The organism is Flavobacterium sp. 2 (assembly GCF_049949195.1).
GTDB lineage: Bacteria > Bacteroidota > Bacteroidia > Flavobacteriales > Flavobacteriaceae > Flavobacterium.
This window is the reverse complement of sequence record NZ_CP188206.1, coordinates 2,417,630-2,438,489: the sequence shown is the minus strand read 5'-3', so window position 1 is coordinate 2,438,489 and position 20,860 is coordinate 2,417,630. Positions and strand designations below refer to the sequence as shown.

General features: G+C 32.7%; 19 protein-coding genes. 9 read left to right on the top strand and 10 right to left on the bottom strand.

Annotated elements, in window-relative coordinates:
* Positions 1–63 precede the first annotated feature (63 nt).
* From xrtF to ACNFIH_RS10420, 6 genes are all read left to right on the top strand, one after another.
* On the top strand, positions 64–600 hold the full coding sequence (gene xrtF, locus ACNFIH_RS10445; protein ID WP_426486565.1) for an exosortase family protein XrtF: 537 nt from the start codon (positions 64–66) through the stop codon (positions 598–600).
* A complete protein-coding gene (locus ACNFIH_RS10440; protein WP_426486564.1) occupies positions 590–1,036 on the top strand; it encodes an exosortase F system-associated membrane protein in 447 nt (148 codons plus the stop codon). Before xrtF ends, ACNFIH_RS10440 begins: the two co-directional genes overlap by 11 nt.
* A gap of 45 nt (positions 1,037–1,081) precedes the next feature.
* The gene (locus ACNFIH_RS10435; RefSeq protein WP_035645701.1) at positions 1,082–1,480 is read left to right on the top strand and encodes an HYC_CC_PP family protein; all 399 of its coding nucleotides are present in this window, start codon (positions 1,082–1,084) and stop codon (positions 1,478–1,480) included.
* A 103-nt stretch (positions 1,481–1,583) separates the two neighbouring features.
* Positions 1,584–3,590 carry a TonB-dependent receptor plug domain-containing protein gene (locus ACNFIH_RS10430; RefSeq protein WP_426486563.1) on the top strand — a complete coding sequence of 669 codons (2,007 nt, stop codon included), beginning with the start codon at positions 1,584–1,586 and terminating at the stop codon, positions 3,588–3,590.
* Positions 3,591–3,631: 41 nt separating this feature from the next.
* Complete coding sequence (locus tag ACNFIH_RS10425) at positions 3,632–3,973, top strand: heavy-metal-associated domain-containing protein (RefSeq protein WP_035645699.1); 342 nt, start codon at positions 3,632–3,634, stop codon at positions 3,971–3,973.
* A gap of 137 nt (positions 3,974–4,110) precedes the next feature.
* On the top strand, positions 4,111–4,794 hold the full coding sequence (locus tag ACNFIH_RS10420) for a DedA family protein (protein WP_426486562.1): 684 nt from the start codon (positions 4,111–4,113) through the stop codon (positions 4,792–4,794).
* A gap of 205 nt (positions 4,795–4,999) precedes the next feature.
* On the opposite strand, the gene rodA is transcribed toward ACNFIH_RS10420, so the two are convergent.
* The 6 genes from rodA to purH form a co-directional block, all read right to left on the bottom strand.
* Positions 5,000–6,235, bottom strand: a complete 1,236-nt coding sequence (gene rodA / locus ACNFIH_RS10415; RefSeq protein WP_426486561.1) for a rod shape-determining protein RodA — start codon at positions 6,233–6,235, stop codon at positions 5,000–5,002.
* Positions 6,236–6,250: 15 nt separating this feature from the next.
* Positions 6,251–8,215 carry a penicillin-binding protein 2 gene (gene mrdA / locus ACNFIH_RS10410; protein ID WP_035645691.1) on the bottom strand — a complete coding sequence of 655 codons (1,965 nt, stop codon included), beginning with the start codon at positions 8,213–8,215 and terminating at the stop codon, positions 6,251–6,253.
* Positions 8,212–8,718: a rod shape-determining protein MreD gene (locus ACNFIH_RS10405; protein WP_133523327.1), complete on the bottom strand. Its 507-nt coding sequence runs from the start codon at positions 8,716–8,718 to the stop codon at positions 8,212–8,214. The genes mrdA and ACNFIH_RS10405 overlap by 4 nt, the downstream gene beginning before the upstream one ends.
* Positions 8,711–9,535 (bottom strand): rod shape-determining protein MreC, encoded by an 825-nt coding sequence (gene mreC / locus ACNFIH_RS10400; RefSeq protein WP_035645686.1) that lies wholly within the window; start codon positions 9,533–9,535, stop codon positions 8,711–8,713. Before mreC ends, ACNFIH_RS10405 begins: the two co-directional genes overlap by 8 nt.
* Before the next feature lie 109 nt (positions 9,536–9,644).
* On the bottom strand, positions 9,645–10,673 hold the full coding sequence (locus ACNFIH_RS10395) for a rod shape-determining protein (protein ID WP_008466528.1): 1,029 nt from the start codon (positions 10,671–10,673) through the stop codon (positions 9,645–9,647).
* A 56-nt stretch (positions 10,674–10,729) separates the two neighbouring features.
* Positions 10,730–12,256 (bottom strand): bifunctional phosphoribosylaminoimidazolecarboxamide formyltransferase/IMP cyclohydrolase, encoded by a 1,527-nt coding sequence (gene purH, locus ACNFIH_RS10390; RefSeq protein ID WP_426486560.1) that lies wholly within the window; start codon positions 12,254–12,256, stop codon positions 10,730–10,732.
* A 166-nt stretch (positions 12,257–12,422) separates the two neighbouring features.
* On the opposite strand from purH, the gene ACNFIH_RS10385 reads away from it, so the two are divergent.
* Complete coding sequence (locus ACNFIH_RS10385) at positions 12,423–13,670, top strand: ABC transporter permease (RefSeq protein ID WP_426486559.1); 1,248 nt, start codon at positions 12,423–12,425, stop codon at positions 13,668–13,670.
* Between the two features lie 89 nt (positions 13,671–13,759).
* Positions 13,760–14,647, top strand: coding sequence for a cupin-like domain-containing protein (locus ACNFIH_RS10380; protein ID WP_426486558.1), 888 nt, complete (start codon positions 13,760–13,762; stop codon positions 14,645–14,647).
* Between the two features lie 122 nt (positions 14,648–14,769).
* Here the strand turns inward: ACNFIH_RS10380 and ACNFIH_RS10375 are convergent, their stop codons facing one another.
* The 4 genes from ACNFIH_RS10375 to ACNFIH_RS10360 all read right to left on the bottom strand — a co-directional run bounded on the left by ACNFIH_RS10375 (position 14,770) and on the right by ACNFIH_RS10360 (position 20,087).
* Positions 14,770–15,339, bottom strand: a complete 570-nt coding sequence (locus ACNFIH_RS10375; RefSeq protein WP_426486557.1) for a hypothetical protein — start codon at positions 15,337–15,339, stop codon at positions 14,770–14,772.
* 82 nt (positions 15,340–15,421) lie between these two features.
* On the bottom strand, positions 15,422–16,276 hold the full coding sequence (gene accD, locus ACNFIH_RS10370; protein ID WP_026728501.1) for an acetyl-CoA carboxylase, carboxyltransferase subunit beta: 855 nt from the start codon (positions 16,274–16,276) through the stop codon (positions 15,422–15,424).
* 109 nt (positions 16,277–16,385) lie between these two features.
* Positions 16,386–17,453, bottom strand: coding sequence for a class II fructose-bisphosphate aldolase (gene fbaA / locus ACNFIH_RS10365; protein WP_035645669.1), 1,068 nt, complete (start codon positions 17,451–17,453; stop codon positions 16,386–16,388).
* Positions 17,454–17,513: 60 nt separating this feature from the next.
* Complete coding sequence (locus tag ACNFIH_RS10360; protein WP_426486556.1) at positions 17,514–20,087, bottom strand: BamA/TamA family outer membrane protein; 2,574 nt, start codon at positions 20,085–20,087, stop codon at positions 17,514–17,516.
* A 37-nt stretch (positions 20,088–20,124) separates the two neighbouring features.
* On the opposite strand from ACNFIH_RS10360, the gene ACNFIH_RS10355 reads away from it, so the two are divergent.
* Positions 20,125–20,853 (top strand): TrmH family RNA methyltransferase, encoded by a 729-nt coding sequence (locus tag ACNFIH_RS10355; RefSeq protein WP_035645666.1) that lies wholly within the window; start codon positions 20,125–20,127, stop codon positions 20,851–20,853.
* The last annotated feature ends 7 nt before the right edge of the window (positions 20,854–20,860 follow it).

Below are 20,860 nucleotides of genomic sequence, written 5' to 3'. Positions count from 1 at the left end.
AATTTTATACAAAAGTATTTAAAGCAGGAGTTAAAAAATATATAAATTTGAAAAAAAAATCCGTTGAAAAAATATTTAATACAATTTAAACCTTTTCTGATTTTTATAGGCACTTTTTTCTTCGCTTATATTTTACTGACGATAATCTATAAATACTATCTGAACAGTTTTGATTCATTGGAAATTGACGGAATTTCAAGAATTGTTGGACGAAATGTAGAACAGTTAATGCATTTTTTTAATTCTGACATTAGTATTATAAAAAGTCTTTCTCAGCCTTCTTTAGAAGTTTGGTACAATAAACGATTTACGATCAGAATAGTAGAAGGTTGTAATGCTGTCAGTGTTATTATATTGTTTGTTTCGTTTGTGATTGCTTTTTCAGGAAAATTCAAAACGACTTTGCTTTTTATTTTATTTGGCTCTCTTTTTATTTATGTTTTAAATGTTCTCCGAATTGCTTTTTTGACGGTTTTACTTTTTAAATATCCGGAACATGAGCACTTTTTGCACGGCGTTCTTTTTCCTCTGATTATTTACGGATTGGTTTTTACTTTGTGGGTGATTTGGGTGAATAAATTTTCAAAATATGCTAAGTAATTTGCTAGAACATAAATTCAAAATCTTGCTTGCGGTTTGTATCGTGATGTGTTTTGGTGTCATTCGGGCATTTGAAAATAATCTTTTCTATGATCCTTTTTTAGAATATTTTGAGGCCGATTTTAAAAATTTACCTTATCCGGAAGTCAATATTCTGAAACTTTTTTTCGGACTTATCTTGAGGTATTTTTTAAATACAATTTTGTCTTTAGCTTTGATTTATGTGCTTTTTAGAAATGCTGACATTTTTAAGTTTAGTGTTTTTTTATATGCATTTTTTCTGGTCATTCTGTTTATTGCCTTTTTTGTTATTTTAGATTATTTTCCAAATGCAAATTGGCTTCTTTTCTATGTCCGAAGATTTATAATTCAGCCCATATTTGTACTGCTTTTTATTCCCGCATTTTATTATCAGCAGCAAAATTTAAAAAAATAACAAATCATTAAATCTTTTTACGGTCTTTTTAGATAATTTTGCAGTATGAATTTAAAAAAGTGCACAGGATTATTTTTAGCTTTCCTATTGTTGGTTTCCAACATCGGGTTTGCTTTTGATGTGCATTATTGCGGAGGCGAAATCGCTTCTGTTTCTCTAAATACAACGTCGAACGCTGCTCCAGAAAAGAAATGCTGTGGAGACAATGAAAAGAAATCTTCTTGCTGTAAAGACAAAGTTGTTCATTTCGAAAAGAAATCAGATAATGCTACTGTCAAAATATTCTTTTTTCAGCTTGATTTTCCAGCTGTAATTCAGGAATATAAAACAATTGCTTTTTTAGCTGTTCCAAATTTTAAAAGCAATCAGATCACTTCGTATTATGCTGATGCTAATGCGCCGCCTTTATTCAAATTATACAATCAATACATTTTTTATTCCTGATTTTAATGTTTAGAATCAAGCCAATTTTTTGCGCTTGAAATTTGCTGTTTTTTCTAAAAGAAGAATTAGAAACAGCTTTTCTAATAACATTAAAATCATTTATATGCACAAAAATATAATGCTTTTGGGCATGATTTTGCTCTCTGTTACTGCTTTTTCGCAGGAAGATTTGCAGGAAGTTAAAGTCACCAAAAAGCAAAAAGGAATTAAAAAATCCTACACACTTACATCCAATACAGCTGTTATTACAAGTAAAGAATTGCTAAAAGCGGCATGCTGTAATTTGGCCGAAAGCTTTGAAACCAATCCTTCTATTGATGTCAATTTTTCAGATGCTTTAACGGGAACCAAACAGATAAAAATGTTAGGTTTAACAAGTCCGTATTTGATGATTACCGAAGAAAATATTCCTTCAGTTCGCGGAGCTTCTCAAGCTTATGGATTGTCTTTTACGCCCGGAACATGGATTGAAAGTGTTCAGATTACAAAAGGAGCGGGGAGTGTTATTAATGGTTATGAAAGTATTTCGGGACAGATAAATACCGAGCTTTTAAAGCCTTTGAGCGATATTCCATTTTTCTTAAATGCTTACGGTTCTACAGATGCGCGTTTTGAATTGAATACACATTTCAATAAAAAACTATCTGATAAGTGGGCGACAAGTCTCTTTGTTCATGGAAATACTCGTGTCGCAAAAAACGATATGAATAATGATGGATTTTTAGATAATCCGTTAGGAAAACAAATCAACATTTTAAATCGTTATCAATATTATGATCCTGAAAGCGGTTTGGTGAGTTTTATCAATTTCAGATATATGAATGATAAGAAACAAACCGGAGAGGTTGATTTTGATAAAGATGTTGACCGCGGAACTACAAATCACTGGGGTTCAGAAATCAACACAGAACGTTTTGATGTATCAACTAAGATCGGTTATGTTTTTAAAGATATGCCTTATCAAAGTATTGGTTTTCAAAATGCTTTTAATAGTCATAATCAAAATTCTTATTTCGGTTTGAATTTATATGATATTAAGCAGAATAGCTTTTATTCGAATTTGATTTTTAACTCAATTATCAATAATACAAAACATAAATTTACAACTGGATTGAATTTTACATACGATCAATATCAGGAATTTGTGAATGTAAATGATTACAGCCGAATTGATAATTCTGTTGGTGCTTTTTTTGAGTATACTTATGATAATACAGATAATTTTAGTTTGATCTTGGGCGGAAGAGTTGATAATCATAATCGATTGGGCTTTTTTGTGACGCCTCGTCTGCACATGAGATATAATCCTTGGAAAAATGGAGTAATTCGTTTTTCTGCTGGAAGAGGAAAACGTTCTGCTAATATTTTTGCCGAAAATCAACAACTTTTTGCTAGTTCCAGAACATTTTCAATTTTGGATACAAATGGAAAAATCTACGGATTAAATCCAGAAATTGCGTGGAATTACGGAATCAGCTTTTCGCAAAAGTTTAGACTTTTTAATAAAAACGCTGAAGCTGGATTTGATTTCTACAGAACTGATTTTCAGAATCAGGCCGTTGTCGATTTAATGCAAAGTCCGCAAGATGTTTTGTTTTATAATTTAAAAGGAAGTTCATTTGCAAATAGTTTTCAATTAGAGTTTAATTATGAGCTTATTCATAATTTGAATTTAAGAACAGCTTATAAATATTATGACATTCAAACCGATTATTTGAGAGGAACTTTTCAGCGTCCGTTGCAGGCCAAACATCGTTTTCTAGGGAATCTGGAATATGAAACGACTTCAGATAATGGAAAACAATGGAAGTTTGATTATACGTTCAACTGGACAGGAAATCAACAATTGCCTTATACTGCATCAAATCCGACAGAAGATCAGTTTCCTGATTTTTCTCCGGCATATGCTGTTATGAATGCACAGGTGACAAGAGTTTTTTCTGATGTTTTTGAAGTCTATATTGGCGGAGAGAATATCGGAAATTATAAACAGCAAAAAGCGATTTTAGGCGCTGATGATCCATTTGGACCAAATTTTGATGCTTCTGTTGCGTATGCTCCAATTTTTGGACAAATGTATTACGCAGGATTACGATTTAAAATAAAATAATTGCAAAACAAATTTCAATAACAATATCAAATTTAAATAAAATGAAAAAAATAATTTTAATAGCAATAATTGGGTTTTTAGGCTTTTCGGCGCAAGCCCAAACTAAAAAGAATAAGAATTTAAAATACACAACAGAAGTTAACGGAAACTGTGAGCAATGTAAGAAACGTATTGAAAAAGCAGCTTTCAGTGTACCTGGTGTAAAAACTGCAACTTGGGACATTACGTCGCATCAGCTTGCTGTGATTTTGAATGAAGAAAAATCATCGCCAGCCGACTTAAATAATGCTATTGCTAAAGTAGGCCATGACACTAAAGAGGTTAAAGCTACTCAGGCCGATTATGATAATTTGCACAGTTGTTGCAAGTATGTAAGAGAATAATAATATTTGAAGCCTCAAGTTTTTTCTTGAGGCTTTTTTTATAGTTAATTAATCTTTAAAATACCGCATTTTATTGTGGTTGAAGTAAATTATTGTTACTTTCACGAACTTAAATAAAGTATAACCAAACCATTTTTATGAATAATTTTGATTGGACACAATTAGTCAACCCTGAATTTTATATCACATTAAGTATCGGCGGTTTTCAAATTGGTTTATACATAGTGCTGTTTATTGTTTTTGCAGAAACCGGACTCTTTGCTGGTTTTTTCCTTCCTGGTGACAGTCTGCTTTTTTTATCAGGGATTTACAGCCGTGACTTAATCGAAAATGTTATTTCTATTCCAAGTGATTTTGTAAATGTGTTCATTCTCTCAACTTTAGTTGCTATTATGGGAGTTTTGGGAAATATGACCGGATATTGGTTTGGAGCAAAAAGTGGTTATTATCTGTTTAAAAAAGAAGATACATTTTGGTTCAAGAAGAAATACTTATTACAATCTAAAGACTTTTTTGAAAAATATGGTGGAAAAGCAATTATTTATGCTCGTTTCCTTCCAATCTTTAGAACTTTTGCACCAATTATTGCAGGGATAGTTTCAATGGATAAAAAGAAATTCATGTTCTATAATATTTTAAGTTCATTTTTATGGTCTTTCGTATTAATCTTTTCGGGACATTATTTATACGGTGTATTTTTAGAACACGGAATTGATTTAAAAGAACACATTGAAGTTATTGTAATAGGAATAATAATTGTGTCAACATTCCCAGTCTTCTTAAAGCTTATCAAAAAAAGAACTAGTGGAGAAAAGATATAAATTAGATATATAAAGAATAAAAAAAGTCCGAAGTTATTACTTCGGACTTTTTTTATTCTTATAATAGGTATGATTGTGTGCGTAAAATAATTTTATTTAACTGTCATTTTAATATGATTCATGTGTTAGAAATCGTTATGATTTTACAATTAATGATTTCTTTTCAGATTTGTAAAAGGTATTTTTTATTTTGAAATTAAACAGATTACCATTCGTTTACTTTGTTGGCATCCATTTTTAAGAAGATAAACAACAAAATTGTGAAGCCCCAGAGTCCGGAGCCACCATATGAAAAGAAAGGCAAAGGAACTCCAATAGTTGGGAAAATACCGATAACCATAGCAATGTTTACAAAAAAGTGAATGAATAAGATTCCTGCGACACAGTAACCATAAACACGGCTAAATTTAGTTTTTTGTCTTTCTGCTAAATAAATTACTCTTAAAAATAAACCGACAAAAAGCGCGATCACAACTAGTGAACCTACAAAACCCCATTCTTCACCAACGGTTGTAAAAATATAATCGGTATGTTGTTCAGGTACAAATCCTCCTTTGGTTTGTGTGCCCTGTAAAAAACCTTTTCCAAGCCATCCACCTGATCCAATAGCAATTTCAGATTGGTTAGTGTTATAACCAATACCTTTCATATCGACTGTTTTTCCAAGTAAAATATTAAAACGGTCTCTGTGATGCTGTTTGAAAACATTGTCAAATACATAGTCAACAGAGAAAACAAAAGCAGAAATAATAGCCAAAAGTATACTACTCATTAATAAATTTCTGTCGACAACTCGGCCTTTGAAATGTATAATTGCTAAGACAACCGCAGCTATAATAATAACTACATAAGGTTCAAGAATAAGTGTTAATACAAATAATAAAATAGTAATAAAACCGGTCCATACATACCAAGAAGGTAAACCTTCTCTGTATAAAACAATAATAAAAATACTGTAAATTAAAGCACTTCCAGGGTCAGGCTGAGGTAAAATCAGCAAGACAGGCAAAAATACAATAGCAAGCGCCTGTATTTGCCTATTGACATCCTTAAGGTTGATTTGTGTGTCGCTCAGATATTTTGCCAGCGCTAATGACGTGGCTGCTTTTGCAAATTCTGAAGGTTGTAAAGTAAAGCTTCCTATAGCATACCAGCATCGTTGTCCGGCAATTGTTTTTCCAAAAAGAAACAATCCGGCAAGAGATAATAGTGCAACTCCAAATATTATACTAGCATATTTCTCATAGAATTTTCCGTCAACAAAAAGCACCACAAAAATTAATGGCACTGTACAGCCAATAAAAATAAGCTGTTTTTGATACGTTCCTTCTGTAGATAGTAATGAAGACGAATAAATATTCAACCACCCTAATATTACTAACGTGATGTAGATAAAAACACTTATCCAGTCAATATTATTTTTTACACTTTGATTTTTCATTTGAAATAATCTTTCTTAGTTTTCTTTAGTGGTATCGGTTGCTATTTTCTTCATTTCTGTTTTAGGAACACCTGGCTTAGGAGTAACGATTTTAGCTTTTAAAATCGAATCTTTTGGTGTAGATTCAATTGCGCTTGCTTCACTTATTCCGCCTAATTTAGCATATTCAGCAACCAGACTTTTATTCAAAACACGAACTTCTAAATCAGTTCTTGTAATCTTCTTTCTTAAATATTTTTCAATCATCAAACTTGCAATTGGTCCGGCAACTGTTGCACCAAAACCTCCGTTTTCAATCATAATTGCAATAGCGATTTTTGGATTGTCTTTTGGAGCAAATGCCACAAAAATAGAGTGGTCTTTTAGTTTTGTTCGTACTCCGTTGATTTTTGCAAAATTCTCAGCTGTACCTGTTTTTCCGCAGATATCAATACCTTCAACTCTAAGTGCATAAGCTGTTCCTTTGTTGTAAACGTCAAATAAACCATTTATAACCGGAGGGAAATACTTTTTATCAATCGTAGTTTCGTGTTTAGTTGTAAATTTTGCATCTATTTTTTTACCCTCGATTTTTTTAATAATGTGAGGAGTGTAATAATAACCTTGATTTGCAACAGTCGCCATCATATTCGCTAATTGAATAGGGGTCATTAAAACTTCACCCTGACCAATAGCATTAGATACAATTGTGGTGCTTCTCCAGCCACCATTTGGGTATATTTTTTTGTAAGTTTTAGAAGTTGGAATATTTCCTTTTCTTCCCGTTGGCAAATCATATCCCATAAATTGGCCAAGACCAAAACTTTTCACGTGCCCGCTCCAAACATCAACTGCGTACCCGGGATTCTTATATTTGTTAATCGTTAGCATGTAAGATTGTGCAAAATAAGTATTACAAGAATTGTAAATCCCGTTATTTAATTGATGAGGTCCAAAGCCGTGACACTTCATAAAGCGCCCTCGTCCGTAGCTAAAACCGTGATGACACATAAAAGTCGTATGCTCATCAATAACTCCTTCTTGAAGTGCAACAAGTCCAGTTAAGATTTTAAATGGCGATCCTGGCGGATATTCTGCTAAAAGCCCTCTGTCGTATAAAGGTTTTGCTATTGAATCGTGATATAAAAGTGTATAATTCTTAGATTTTTGTCTTCCTACTAAAATTCCAGGATCGAAAGATGGAGCGGTCACTAATGCTAAAATTTCACCGGTTTTAGGCTCAATAGCAACAATTCCGCCTCTTTTATTGATCATTAACTCTTGGCCATACTTTTGAAGTTCGCCATCAATAGTTAAATTGATATCTTCTCCGGCAACAGCAATTGTATCGTATTTTCCGTCTTTATACGAACCAATTTCTCGGTTGTATTTGTCTTTCTGAATGTATTTTACACCTTTTATACCACGTAAAACTTCTTCGTAGCTTTGTTCAACACCTTGCTGTCCAATTAAATCTCCACTATTATAATATGGATTTTTTTTAATTAAGTTTTCATTTACCTGAGTGATAAAACCAAATATATTGGCGCCATAATCTACTTCGTAATCACGAAGTGAACGTTTTTGGAAATAGAAACCTTCAAATTTTCTGATTTTTTCTTGAAAAGCAGCAAATTCATTTTTATTTAATTGAGCTAAAAATACAGAAGGAAGACGAGGACTATATACTTTAGCTTTCGCAATTCTTTTGTCGTATTCTTCTTTTGTGATGTTTAGTAAAGAACAAAACTCAGTAACATTCAAATCTTCTTTGATATCGCGTGGAATAACCATGATATCATAAGAAGCCTGATTGGCAACTAAAAGTTTACCGTTTCTGTCGTAAATATAACCTCTCTCAGGATAGTCGTACTGTTTTTTTATTGCGTTGTTTTCTGATTTTAGCTTAAATGAATCGTCTACAATTTGCAAATAAAATACCCTGATCACCAGTAAAGATCCTGCAATGATAATTAAAGCGGGTAGCAGAACTTTTCTCATCGTTTATTGGGCTTAATAAGATAAATGATTATGATTGAGGTTATAATTGTAAAAATTGAGCTAAACAGCGTTCGTAGTAAAATGTCCCAAATGAATTTGAATTGGAACGCTTCGAGTACAAACAATATGATATGATGCAGCAAAACTGATACCAAAATAAATGAAAACCTTTCTGGTGTTAAGGATTCGTTTAATTTGATGGTTTGATATTCATAACTCAGTCCAAACGAAAACTTAAAAATATAAGGCCTGTAGTAAGCAAGAATTACACACGATGTTGCATGTATTCCTCCTGAATTACAAAACATATCCATTGTTAATCCGAGTAAAAAACTCGAAATAATCAATCCTGATTTATTACTGTTTACAGGATAAAGAATGATATACAGAATATACGGAAAAGGACTTATGTATCCTAAAAAATTCATATTGTTGAAAATAACAATCTGAATTGCCAGTAACATAATAAATCGAAAAATATTGACTAACAATGCGCTATTCATCTTTTTCCTTTTTTTCTAAATTAATAAGTTCTTCTCTGTCTTTGCTTTTGATAATGTAAACATGTCCAAGGTTTGTCATATCGTTAAATAACTTAACTTTTATAACATAAAAACTGGTTTGTTCTTCTTTGTAAACGGTTTCAACGGTTCCAATGTTGATTCCTTCAGGGAAAATTACAGATTGCCCTCCTGTTACGATAGTATCGCCTTTTCTAACAGAAGCTAATCTTGGAACATCTTTCAGCTGGACAAAACCAGTACTTTTTCCGTCCCATGTTAAAGAACCAAAGTGATTTGATTTTTTAAGTTTGGCGTTGATCTGTGATTTCATGTTCAAAATACTAACCACAGTTGAATATCTTGGAGAAGTGTTGTCAATTACTCCAACAATTCCTAAGCTGTTTATTACTCCCATATCTGGCTTTACACCTTCATTAGATCCAGAATTTAAAGTAAGAAAGTTTTCGTGTGTACTGTATGTATTGTGAATCACTTTTGATACAATAATGTCAGCAGGCTTTACTCCTTTAATTGTATCAGGCAAAGGTAATTTTGTGGTGTCCTCTTTATTGAATAAAAGACTTTTTAACCTTGCGTTTTCAAGTACAAGTTCTTCATTTTCAGCTCTTAAATTCAAATATTCGTCTATACGATTAATTCTTTCATAAACACCTCCGCTTAAAAAGTTGGCAGAACTGATTATTTTGCTTCTATGGTAAGAATGTGATTGAATTGTGAGCGTCAACGAAATACCTAAAAGCAGCAAAAACAGCAATCGATTACTGTTTCTTATAATGAAATTAAATATTTGCTGCATTTCTTGTCTGGTTATTTTGTTTCAGGATATGCTTAAAGTTTCAAAATTTTATTAGAGTTAAATATTGGAATTTAACTCTAATAAAAAGTATAATTATTTGTTTTGAATCTTATTTTATTAAGATGCTTTTGAATTTTGCAATGTTTTTAAGTGCCATTCCAGTACCGCGAACAACAGCTCTCAACGGATCTTCAGCAATATAAACTGGTAAATCTGTTTTTTGAGAAATACGTTTGTCAAGACCTCTCAACATAGATCCACCACCAGCTAAATAAATACCAGTGTTGTAAATATCGGCAGCTAATTCAGGCGGAGTTTGAGATAATGTTTCCATTACTGCATCCTCGATACGCTGAATAGATTTGTCTAATGCTTTTGCGATTTCACGGTAAGAAACATCAACTTGTTTTGGTTTACCAGTAAGTAAATCTCTACCTTGAACTGACATATCTTCTGGCGGTCCGTCTAAATCTTCGATAGCCGCTCCGATTTGAATTTTAATTTTTTCAGCAGTACTTTCTCCAACAAATAAGTTGTGCTGTGTACGCATGTAATAAACGATATCATTTGTGAAAACGTCACCTGCAATTTTTACAGATTTGTCGCAAACAATTCCACCTAAAGCGATAACTGCAATTTCAGTTGTACCACCTCCGATATCCACAATCATGTTTCCTTTTGGTTGCATAATGTCGATTCCAATACCGATTGCTGCTGCCATTGGTTCGTGAATCAAATAAACTTCTTTTCCATTTACTCTTTCACAAGATTCTTTTACTGCACGCATTTCAACCTCAGTAATTCCAGACGGAATACATACAACCATTCTTAAAGCTGGCGTAAACATTCTTTTTTTCAATGCAGGAATACTTTTAATGAACATATTGATCATTTTTTCAGAAGCATCAAAATCGGCAATTACTCCATCTTTCAATGGCCTTATGGTCTTGATGTTTTCATGCGTTTTACCTTGCATCATATTGGCTTCTTTACCAACGGCGATGATTTTGCCTGATACTCTGTCGCGTGCTACGATAGAGGGGCTGTCAATAACAACTTTATCATTATGAATGATTAAAGTGTTTGCGGTACCAAGGTCTATTGCAATATCCTCAGTCATGAAATCAAAAAATCCCATAAGTTTTTTAGGGGTTTAAAATGTTATAAATTATTTATCGAACAAAGTTAAACAAATTAATGTTTAAAATGACGCGTTCCTGTAAATACCATTGCAAGATTATTTTCGTTGCAATAATTTATGCTTAATTCGTCTTTTATCGAACCTCCTGGCTGAATTACAGCAGTTATTCCTGCTTTTTTGGCCAATTCTACACAGTCCGGAAATGGGAAAAATGCGTCACTTGCCATTGAAGCTCCAGTTAAATCAAATCCAAATGCTTTCGCTTTGTCTACAGCCTGCATTAATGCATCGACTCTTGATGTCTGACCTGTACCTGATGAAATTAGTGTTCCGTTTTTTGCGAATACAATAGTGTTTGATTTTGTATTCTTGCAAATTTTAGAAGCAAAGATCAAATCTTCGATCTCCTGAGCAGTAGGTTCTGTTATTGTAACGGTTTTTAAATGCTCTTTATTATCCGTAATATTATTTCTGTCCTGAATTAACAAACCATTAAGACAAGTTCTTACTTGACGATTTGGTAATTCAACTTCATTTTGAACCAAAATGATTCTGTTTTTCTTCTCTTGTAAAATAGTAACTGCTTCATTATCATATGCTGGAGCAATTACCACTTCGCAGAATAATTTGTTGATTTCCTGTGCTGTTTCTAAATCAATTTTTGTGTTAGAAATTAACACTCCTCCAAAAGCAGAAGTAGGATCACAAGCCAAAGCTGCTAAATAAGCTTCGCTGATTGTTTTTCTAGAAGCCAAACCACAAGCATTATTGTGTTTTAAAATCGCGAACGTTGGTCCGTCAGTTTTAAATTCAGCAATTAAATTTACTGCAGCATCAACATCTAATAAATTGTTATATGATAATTCTTTTCCGTGAATTTTGTTGAACATTGCATCAAAATCTCCGAAGAAGAAACCTTTTTGGTGAGGGTTTTCACCATATCTTAAAACTTGACCATTTGCAATACTTTCTTTGTAAATAGTTTCGTCTGTGTTGAAATAATTAAAAATAGCTCCGTCATAGTGAGAAGAAACGTGGAAAGCTTTTGTCGCTAACAATCTTCTGTTTTCCAAAGTTGTTGCTCCGTCTTGTTCTGTAATTAAATCTAAAAGCAAGCTGTATTCATTTACCGAAGCAACAATTACAGTGTCTTTGAAGTTTTTAGCACCAGCACGGATTAGTGAGATTCCTCCAATATCAATTTTTTCAATAATGTCTTGTTCGCTTGCACCAGAAGCAACTGTTTTTTCAAAAGGATACAAATCAACAATTACTAAATCAATTTGAGGAATGTCAAATTCTTTCATTTGCTGAACATCACTTTCATTATCCTGACGGTTCAAGATTCCTCCAAAAATTTTCGGGTGCAATGTTTTTACTCTTCCTCCAAGAATTTCTGGGAAAGAAGTAATATCTTCAACAGGAACTACAGGAATTCCTAAGTTTTTAATGAAATCTTCAGTTCCGCCAGTAGAGTAAAGTGTTACATTTTGTTCGTGTAATTTTCTAACGATTGGTTCTAATCCATCTTTCGAAAAAACAGAAATTAATGCTGATTGTATTTTTTTAGTTGTGCTCATTGTGTAGTTATGATTTTTGAGACTGCAAAAGTAGTTTTTTTAAATATTATTTTAAAGAAAATTAATGTAACATTATGCTAAAAAAATCTACTGATGAGTAAGTTAACTTTTATTAGGTTTTTGATTTTAAATTATTGAATTTTACTTTATTGAAAAATACTACTATATGCTTCTTTACCTTCGATTATTAAAAGAAAGTCTGAGCTTTGCTATAAATGCTTTACGAAATAATAAATTAAGAACTTTATTGTCGCTCCTTGGGGTTACAATTGGTATTTTTTCGATTATTGCTGTTTTGGCTGCTGTGGATTCTTTAGATAGAAAAATTTCTAAAGATTTGAGCAGTTTAGATAAAAATACGATTTATTTAATGAAATATTGCTTTGGTCCATCTGAAATTCCACAATGGAAGAGAGAACAGTTCCCAAATGTAAAATATGATGAATATATTGGTTTGAAAAATTCGCTAAATAATACTGATCAGGTAGGTTATCAGCTTTTTGTAGCCAGAGAAAGTTTAAAGTACGATTCGAAAACTGTTGCCGATGTGAACATTATTCCGTCTTCATTTGAAATGGTCGATATTGACGGAATAAGTTTTGATAAAGGAAGATTTTATAATGAATCGGAATCAAATTCGGGAACGGCTGTAATTGTTTTGGGATATGATATTGCCGAAGGACTTTTTGGAACAAGTGATCCTCTTGGGAAAAATATTCGTTTGTACGGACAGCGTTTTACGGTTATTGGTGTAATTGCGAAACAAGGTGCAGGATTTTTTGGAGATAGTAATGATACTTCGGTTTATTTGCCTGCAAATTTCCTTCGACGCATGTATGGCGATAGTGATGCGATGACGCCAGTAATAGTTTTGAAACCTGTTAAAGGCGTAGATATGGATGCTTATAAAGCTGAAGTTGCGCAAAAACTTCGTGCAATTCGTGGTATGAAAGCGGGCGAAATGGATAATTTCTTTGTAAATGTGCTTTCTGGTTTTACTGATTTTATTGATGGAATTTTAGGTACTTTAAGAACTGCCGGAATTTTTATCAGTATTTTTTCCTTTTTAGTTGGTGGTTTTGGAGTTGCTAATATTATGTTTGTTTCAGTAAAAGAACGAACAAATTTAATTGGAATTCAAAAATCATTAGGAGCAAAAAACCGATTTATATTATTTCAATTTTTATTTGAAGCTGTTATGCTTTGTTTAATTGGCGGTATAATTGGTTTGTTTATTGTTTGGCTTCTTTCCCTTCTTTTGACTAATTTATTAGAATTCGAATTTGTTTTAAGTTTCTGGAATATCTTTATTGGAGCAGGATTGTCTATTTTTGTAGGTATAATTTCAGGTATACTTCCAGCAGTTTCAGCAGCAAATCTTGATCCGGTTGAAGCGATTAGAACTGGAATGTAATATTGTTTTTGTGTTATTTTACTGTAAATTTTGATGCGTAAAAATAATTAGATACTTTTGATAGAGTAAGAACTTAAATCGCTAAATAAATGAGCTTTAACCTTAAATCTGTTGATACTGTTGAGTCTATTTCCAAAGAGGATTTTAAAAAGAATTATTTGGATAAAAGAAAGCCTTTAATCATAAAAGGGCTTACAAAAGACTGGCCTGCAAGAGAAAAATGGTCAACAGAATATTTTAAGGAGATTGCAGGTGATATTGAGGTTAAATTGGTAGATAATTCAAAAGCAGATCCGAAAAAAGTAATTAACGCATCGATTGCGAGTATGAAATTTGGCGAGTATCTTGATTTGATAAAACGTGAGCCAACACAACTGCGTATTTTTTTCTTCAATCTTTTCAAACACAGACCCGAATTAATTGAAGATGTGAAAATTCCGAAAGAATTAATGGGCGGTTTTATAGAAAGCATGCCAGCCATGTTTTTTGGAGGCTCAAAGGCGATTACTTTTTTGCATTATGACATTGATTTGCCGCATCTTTTTCATACTCATTTTGGAGGACGAAAACATATCATACTATTTGACAATAAATGGAAAAAACGACTTTATTGTCTTCCAAATACAACTTACGCATTAGAAGATTATGATGTAGCAAATCCTGATTTTGAAAAATTTCCTGCGCTAAAAGGTGTCGAGGGATATGAAGTTTTTCTGGAACACGGCGATACTTTATTTATGCCAACAGGAATGTGGCACTGGATGCGTTATATAGATGGTTCTTTTTCTTTAACACTTCGTGCATGGGATTCATCGATTTCTAGAAAAATGGCAAGTGTTTGGAGTTTGTTTATGCACGGTGCCGTTGATAGTGCTATTAAAGTTGTTTTTAGAGAACGTTATGCAATCTGGCGGGAAAAATTAGTCTTTAAAATTGCTGAAAAAGAATTAAAAAAGGATTTGAAAAAAGCGGGGTGATTTAAAGATTGTATTTAGGAAATGAAAAATTCCGTAGGAATGAAATATTGGTAGCGACGGAATTTATTCCGTTGAAAAATGAAATCCCGCGTTCAGAAGTTCCGTAGGAACGATATATTTATTTATTCGTTTTCGATTTTATAAACAGGTAGCATAATTCTATTTTGGTCCCATTTAATATTCTTATAATTGTAGTATTCGTCATTTTTCTTGTATTTTAAAACTGTATCTTCTTCTTGAGTTGATCTTCTTATAGAGAAAGCTCGTAATTCATTTTCGTTTAAATAAGAAATTAAAGAGTTGTCCTTTATTGTGTCATTTTGAGATGCTATAATTAAAATACGTTTCATTTCATTTTTATTTGCAACATTTTGTTTAATGAAATCGATAATACTACTGTTTGGGATTTTTGTAATTTCAATTGGTTTGATGTCGAATAAATCTGGAATTGTATCTTTCTCTGATGGAATACAATGCCAAGGAGTATAATCTTTTTGATAAAAATAAAAATTACCTTTTTGATCTATGATGAGATTATTGTATGAATAAAAAGGTGGCGGTGGAATGCTTTTCTGTTTTAAATCATTTAATAATTTGATTTTTTCTACTGAAATTAAATAAGGAATGTTTTTTTTCTTCTCACAATTCAAAAGAAGAAAACAAATTATAAAACCAATTAAAGGTCTCCACATAGAAATAAGATTTAAAATAAAGATATAAAAAAATCCCAAGAAGTGATTTCTTGGGATTTTCTATTTTGTATAGTTTAAAAAACTATCGAATATCATTATTTTGAATCAAATCGATATATAAGTTGATCTTATCTTTCAATTCTTTTCTAGGCGTGATAAAGTCTAAGAAACCGTGCTCTAAAAGAAACTCAGCAGTTTGGAAACCTTCTGGTAAATCTTTTCCTGTAGTATCACGAACAACACGCGGACCAGCAAAGCCAATCAAAGCGCCAGGCTCAGAGATGTTGATGTCTCCTAACATTGCGTAAGATGCAGTTGTTCCACCCGTTGTAGGGTCTGTACAAAGAGAAATGTAAGGTAATTTAGCTTCAGCTAATTGAGCCAGTTTTACAGAAGTTTTTGCTAATTGCATTAAAGAATAAGCAGCTTCCATCATACGAGCTCCACCAGATTTAGAAATCATTACAAAAGGTAATTTGTTTTTGATCGCGTGATCAATTCCTCTTGCGATTTTTTCACCTACAACAGCTCCCATAGATCCACCAATAAAAGCGAAATCCATACAGCAAATTACAAGTTCTCTTCCTTTAGATTTTCCTACTCCCGTACGTACAGCGTCTTTAAGATGAGTTTTTTCCATTACATCTTTCAATCTTTCTGCATATTTCTTTGTATCCACAAAATGCAGAGGATCTTTTGATGTCATGTTTTTATCTAACTCAACAAATTCGTTGTTGTCGAATAAAATTTCAAAATAGGTTGCGCTTCCAATTCGAACGTGAAAATCATCTTCAGGGCTTACGAATAAGTTTCTCGCTAATTCGTCTGCATCAATAATTTTTCCAGTTGGAGATTTGTACCACAATCCTTTCGGAACGTCCATCTTGTCTTCTGTAGCGGTCGTAATCCCTTTTTCTTGTCTTTTAAACCAAGCCATTTTTTTAATTTTAGAATGTAGATTTTAAAGTTTAGATTTCAATCCTGTTTCAAAAATTAGATTTCAGGCTTTTTTAGAAGTCTGAAATCTAAAATCAGAAATCTAAATTTTAAAGCGTGTTTACGTTATTTAAATCAGCAAAAGCTTGTTCAAGTCTTGCGTTGAATGTTACTTCGCTTTCACGAACCCATCTTCTTGGATCGTAATATTTTTTGTTTGGAGCATCAGCACCTTCTGGGTTACCAATTTGAGATTTTAAATAGTCAAGGTTTTTAACCATATAATCACGAATTCCTTCAGTGTATGCAAATTGTAAATCTGTATCGATGTTCATTTTGATAACTCCGTAGCTAATTCCTTCTCTGATTTCTTCAAGTGTAGAACCTGAGCCTCCGTGGAAAACGAAATCAACTGGATTGTGTCCTGTGTTGAATTTGTTTTGTACGAAATCCTGAGAATTTTTTAAGATTTTTGGAGTTAATTTTACGTTTCCTGGTTTGTAAACACCGTGAACGTTTCCAAAAGCTGCAGCGATAGTAAATTTAGGACTTACTTTAGATAATTCTTCGTAAGCATAAGCTACTTCTTCTGGCTGAGTATATAATTTTGAGCTATCAACATCAGAGTTGTCAACACCATCTTCTTCACCACCTGTAATACCAAGCTCGATTTCCAATGTCATACCCATTTTGCTCATTCTAGCTAAATATTCTTTACAGATCTCGATATTTTCTTCGATTGGCTCCTCAGACAAATCGATCATGTGAGAACTGAATAATGGTTTTCCTGTTTCTGCAAAATGTTTTTCGGAAGCATCTAATAAACCATCAATCCAAGGCAATAATTTTTTTGCGCAGTGGTCAGTGTGTAAAATTACAGTTGCACCGTAAGCTTCTGCCAAAGTGTGAATATGTTTTGCTCCAGCGATTCCTCCAGCGATAGCCGCTTTTTCACCTGCGTTAGATAATCCTTTTCCAGCGTTGAATTGTGCTCCTCCGTTAGAAAATTGAATGATAACTGGTGCGTTAAGTTTTGCTGCAGTTTCAAGTACACCGTTGATTGTGCTTGATCCAGTAACGTTTACTGCAGGAAGTGCAAATCCTTTTTCTTTTGCATAGTTAAAAATCTCCTGAACTTGGTCTCCTGTAGCAACTCCTGGTTTGATATTGTGTGCCATTGTAATTTTTTTTATAGTTGTTTTTAGTTTTTAGGTTGCAAAAATAAGAATTAATTAGCATTAGAATGGATAATTTATTCCAAAATTTAAAACCGAGTGACCAAAATTGTATTCTTTAAACCATCTGTCTCCCTTCTCATGTGCCGGATTATAGGTCTTGAAGCCTAAATCTAATCGAACAACGAAGAAGCTTAAATCGTATCGTAATCCAAATCCTGAGCCCAAAGCGATTTCAGCTAAATCGTTTACGCCAGAAAATTTTGCCTTCTCATCGATGACATTGTCGAGCACATTCCAGATATTTCCGGCGTCTGCAAAAACGGCTCCTTTAACATCGCCAAGAATTTTAAAACGATATTCGGCACTAAATGCAATTTTCATATTCGCCTCATTAAAATCATCCATTGCGTCTGTACTTCCCGGACCCAAAGAGTAAGGTTGCCATGCACGGTTGTCATTTGAACCTCCAGAATAATAACTTCGTGAAAACGGAATATAATTTGAGTTTCCAAAAGGAATTGCAATCCCGAAGAAGCTTCGTACCGCAAGTACATTTTCTTTTCCAAAATCCCAGTGCTTGATATAATCGAATTCGGTTTTGATGTATTCCGAATATTCTAAATTGAATATTTCATAATTGCCATTTGTATTTTTAGGCAGACTCGCAATGTTTGAAATGGCTGATAATAAAGTTCCCGCCGATTCTATTTTGGTTTTAAATTGATAGAAAGTATTATCTGCTAGGTCTTTTTTGGTTGTTTTAGTGAATGTATAACTTGTCGCTAAAATAAAGTCATTTTCAGTCAAACGAACTCTTCGTTCTTCAATACTTTCCACATCTCTATACAGAGGATCTCCAGGAAGCAAGGCTGTTTGCCCGGTTAATACATCATTAGTAAAGCCTGTAGTTCCTTTAGGTATAGTCAGATCTTTTCTCGCTTGTTCTTCTGGTGTATCTCCCCAGTTGATAGGTTTAGTATTATAGTCTTTACCAATACCGTTTAATTCATCATATGAAGACGTATAAACATTAAAATAGTTGTTTGGATTTAAGTTTCGAACATATTGTGCGTTCAACAATTCTAATTTTGCAGTGTTATGACGTTTTGGAGACCAATTATACGCTATTCCTCCGGTAAAGTTTTCTTTATCTAAACCTATATTTCGTTGTTTAGAAAAACCGCTTGAGATTGAAGTAGAAGGAATCATCCTTTTCGGAATAATTTTTTCGGTTCCAAAAGGCATTAAAATTCTTGGGAAATTTAATTTCATATCAAGTCCATATTCTGAAACATTGAAGAAATTATTATTTGGATTCGCCATGTCTTTTGATGAACCAATATTCATTCTTGCCGAAATTTCCAGTGTTTCAGCACGGTTAAATACATTTCGGATAGTTTCCGAAATACTTGCCCCAATACCAAAATCCTGAATATTAGAGTGTGTCACGTCAAGCGTTGCTCCAAAACTGTATTTTTTTCTTGGTGTCAAATAGACATTGGCAATTAAAGACTGTGCGGTCGAATCTCTTTTATCGACTTCATATTGTATTGAAGGATAATTGAAGATTTTTAAATTGTTCAAATATCTAGAAGAAAGCGTTGTTCTCGTGTCAGAGAAAATACTTCCTTTTGTAATAAAAATAGCGTCGGTAATAGCCCTCGGTTTGTATTTGATTTTTTTATAACCATACAAATTAAAGTTGTTGTACGAAATACTATCGTTGATTTTTGATTTTGAATTAGCCGGTGAATAATCAGTGTAAATATTCACGTCACTGATTTTGTACAATTTAAAAGGTTCTGTTCTGCTGGAATCTTTTTCTTGTATGCTATTGTTGTTGATGATTAAGTTTACATCAGCTTTATTTTGTTTGCCAATTGTATCAATGTCAAAAGTCACATATGTTGGCTGAAAATAGTAAGCCCCATTATTTCTGAAATAAGTTGTAATACGATTTTTTTCTTCCTCAAAATCTGTCGTTTTATATTGATTCCCAGATTTTAAAACCGAAGGTTCTCTACTATTGTGATACAAAGAGTCTAAGGCTGGAGTTAAAATTGTAGTTCTGATAGAATCTAATGTATATGCAGGCCCAGTCGTAATATTGTAATTAATTTTAGCTCTTTTAATCCCTATAGTATCAATAGTATAGTCTGTTTGTACTTTAAAAAAGCCGTTATTTAAATAGTAGTATTTTAAGCGAAGCAACGTTTTTTTTGTTTTCGCGGTATCGATGATTACTGGTGGCTCACCTGTATTTTTTAGGAAATCATTCAATCCTTTATTTATAAAAGATTGACCAAGACGATCAACTTGCTTTGCTGAAAGTACTTTTGACCAGCGTTCATATCTGCCAGGATGATTGTCAAATTTTGCCTGATAAGTAGAATCTGGGTTTAAATTGGCTAAATTGTATAAATTTAAACGTAATTTAAAGCCTAGTAACTTTCCGTTTGGCTTTTGATACATTTGATTTGAAGCAGTTTCATCATTTGAAGACTTTCCGTTTACAAGAATATTATTTTTTACAAGAAGGTTTTTTCCATCTGGAACTCTTTTTACAGCATTACAAGCACAAATAAGTGTTGCTATTAGAATAAATGCTGTTATTTTTGTGGAATTATTTTTCAAGTGTTTATAAATATTTAATTCAAAAGTACATTATTTTATGGTTAGTAAAAACCAAATAAAACTTATCTCAGGCTTACATCAAAAAAAACAACGTTTTGCAAATCAATTATTTTTTGCTGAAGGAGTAAAAGTAATTCAAGAATTGTTGCAATCCAATTTTGAATTAGAGCATTTGTACACCACGCAAAATGATTTTGAAACAGTTCAATCTTCAAAACGAACGCTCATTAATGAACAGGAGCTAAAAAAAATAAGCGCTTTGTCGACTCCAAATTCTTGTTTGGCTGTATTCAAAATCCCTGCCGAAAATAAAATAATCGATTCAGGTTTGATTTTAGCTTTAGACGATATTCGTGATCCTGGAAATTTAGGAACAATTTTACGTCTTTGCGACTGGTTTGGCATCAACCAAATTATTTGCTCTAAAGAGACTGTAGATATTTATAACCCAAAAGTGGTTCAGGCTACAATGGGATCTATAACCAGAGTAAATGTAAATTATGTTGATTTGAAAAACTTTATCGCTCAAACAAAACTACCAATTTTTGGAACTTTTATGGACGGCGAAAACATTTATAAATCAAATTTGCCTCAAAACGGAATCATTATTATGGGTAATGAAGCCAACGGTATTTCGGCAGAAATTGAAAAAATGGTCACAAGCCGACTCACAATTCCTCGATTTGGAGAGCTGCAAAAAACCGAAAGTTTAAATGTAGCCACCGCAACAGCAATTATTCTTAGTGAATTTAAACGAAATTGTTAGCTATTTG

What these genes read in the sequence shown, in the direction of transcription:
- purH (WP_426486560.1), bottom strand. Translation starts at nt 12,256, where the DNA reads ATGAGCACAACTAAAAAAATACAATCAGCATTAATTTCTGTTTTTTCG.
- ACNFIH_RS10380 (WP_426486558.1), top strand. Translation starts at nt 13,760, where the DNA reads ATGAGCTTTAACCTTAAATCTGTTGATACTGTTGAGTCTATTTCCAAA.
- fbaA (WP_035645669.1), bottom strand. Translation starts at nt 17,453, where the DNA reads ATGGCACACAATATCAAACCAGGAGTTGCTACAGGAGACCAAGTTCAG.
- ACNFIH_RS10440 (WP_426486564.1), top strand. Translation starts at nt 590, where the DNA reads ATGCTAAGTAATTTGCTAGAACATAAATTCAAAATCTTGCTTGCGGTT.
- ACNFIH_RS10425 (WP_035645699.1), top strand. Translation starts at nt 3,632, where the DNA reads ATGAAAAAAATAATTTTAATAGCAATAATTGGGTTTTTAGGCTTTTCG.
- ACNFIH_RS10355 (WP_035645666.1), top strand. Translation starts at nt 20,125, where the DNA reads ATGGTTAGTAAAAACCAAATAAAACTTATCTCAGGCTTACATCAAAAA.
- ACNFIH_RS10405 (WP_133523327.1), bottom strand. Translation starts at nt 8,718, where the DNA reads ATGAATAGCGCATTGTTAGTCAATATTTTTCGATTTATTATGTTACTG.
- ACNFIH_RS10375 (WP_426486557.1), bottom strand. Translation starts at nt 15,339, where the DNA reads ATGTGGAGACCTTTAATTGGTTTTATAATTTGTTTTCTTCTTTTGAAT.
- ACNFIH_RS10430 (WP_426486563.1), top strand. Translation starts at nt 1,584, where the DNA reads ATGCACAAAAATATAATGCTTTTGGGCATGATTTTGCTCTCTGTTACT.
- ACNFIH_RS10435 (WP_035645701.1), top strand. Translation starts at nt 1,082, where the DNA reads ATGAATTTAAAAAAGTGCACAGGATTATTTTTAGCTTTCCTATTGTTG.
- ACNFIH_RS10395 (WP_008466528.1), bottom strand. Translation starts at nt 10,673, where the DNA reads ATGGGATTTTTTGATTTCATGACTGAGGATATTGCAATAGACCTTGGT.
- ACNFIH_RS10385 (WP_426486559.1), top strand. Translation starts at nt 12,423, where the DNA reads ATGCTTCTTTACCTTCGATTATTAAAAGAAAGTCTGAGCTTTGCTATA.
- accD (WP_026728501.1), bottom strand. Translation starts at nt 16,276, where the DNA reads ATGGCTTGGTTTAAAAGACAAGAAAAAGGGATTACGACCGCTACAGAA.
- rodA (WP_426486561.1), bottom strand. Translation starts at nt 6,235, where the DNA reads ATGAAAAATCAAAGTGTAAAAAATAATATTGACTGGATAAGTGTTTTT.
- ACNFIH_RS10420 (WP_426486562.1), top strand. Translation starts at nt 4,111, where the DNA reads ATGAATAATTTTGATTGGACACAATTAGTCAACCCTGAATTTTATATC.
- mrdA (WP_035645691.1), bottom strand. Translation starts at nt 8,215, where the DNA reads ATGAGAAAAGTTCTGCTACCCGCTTTAATTATCATTGCAGGATCTTTA.
- mreC (WP_035645686.1), bottom strand. Translation starts at nt 9,535, where the DNA reads ATGCAGCAAATATTTAATTTCATTATAAGAAACAGTAATCGATTGCTG.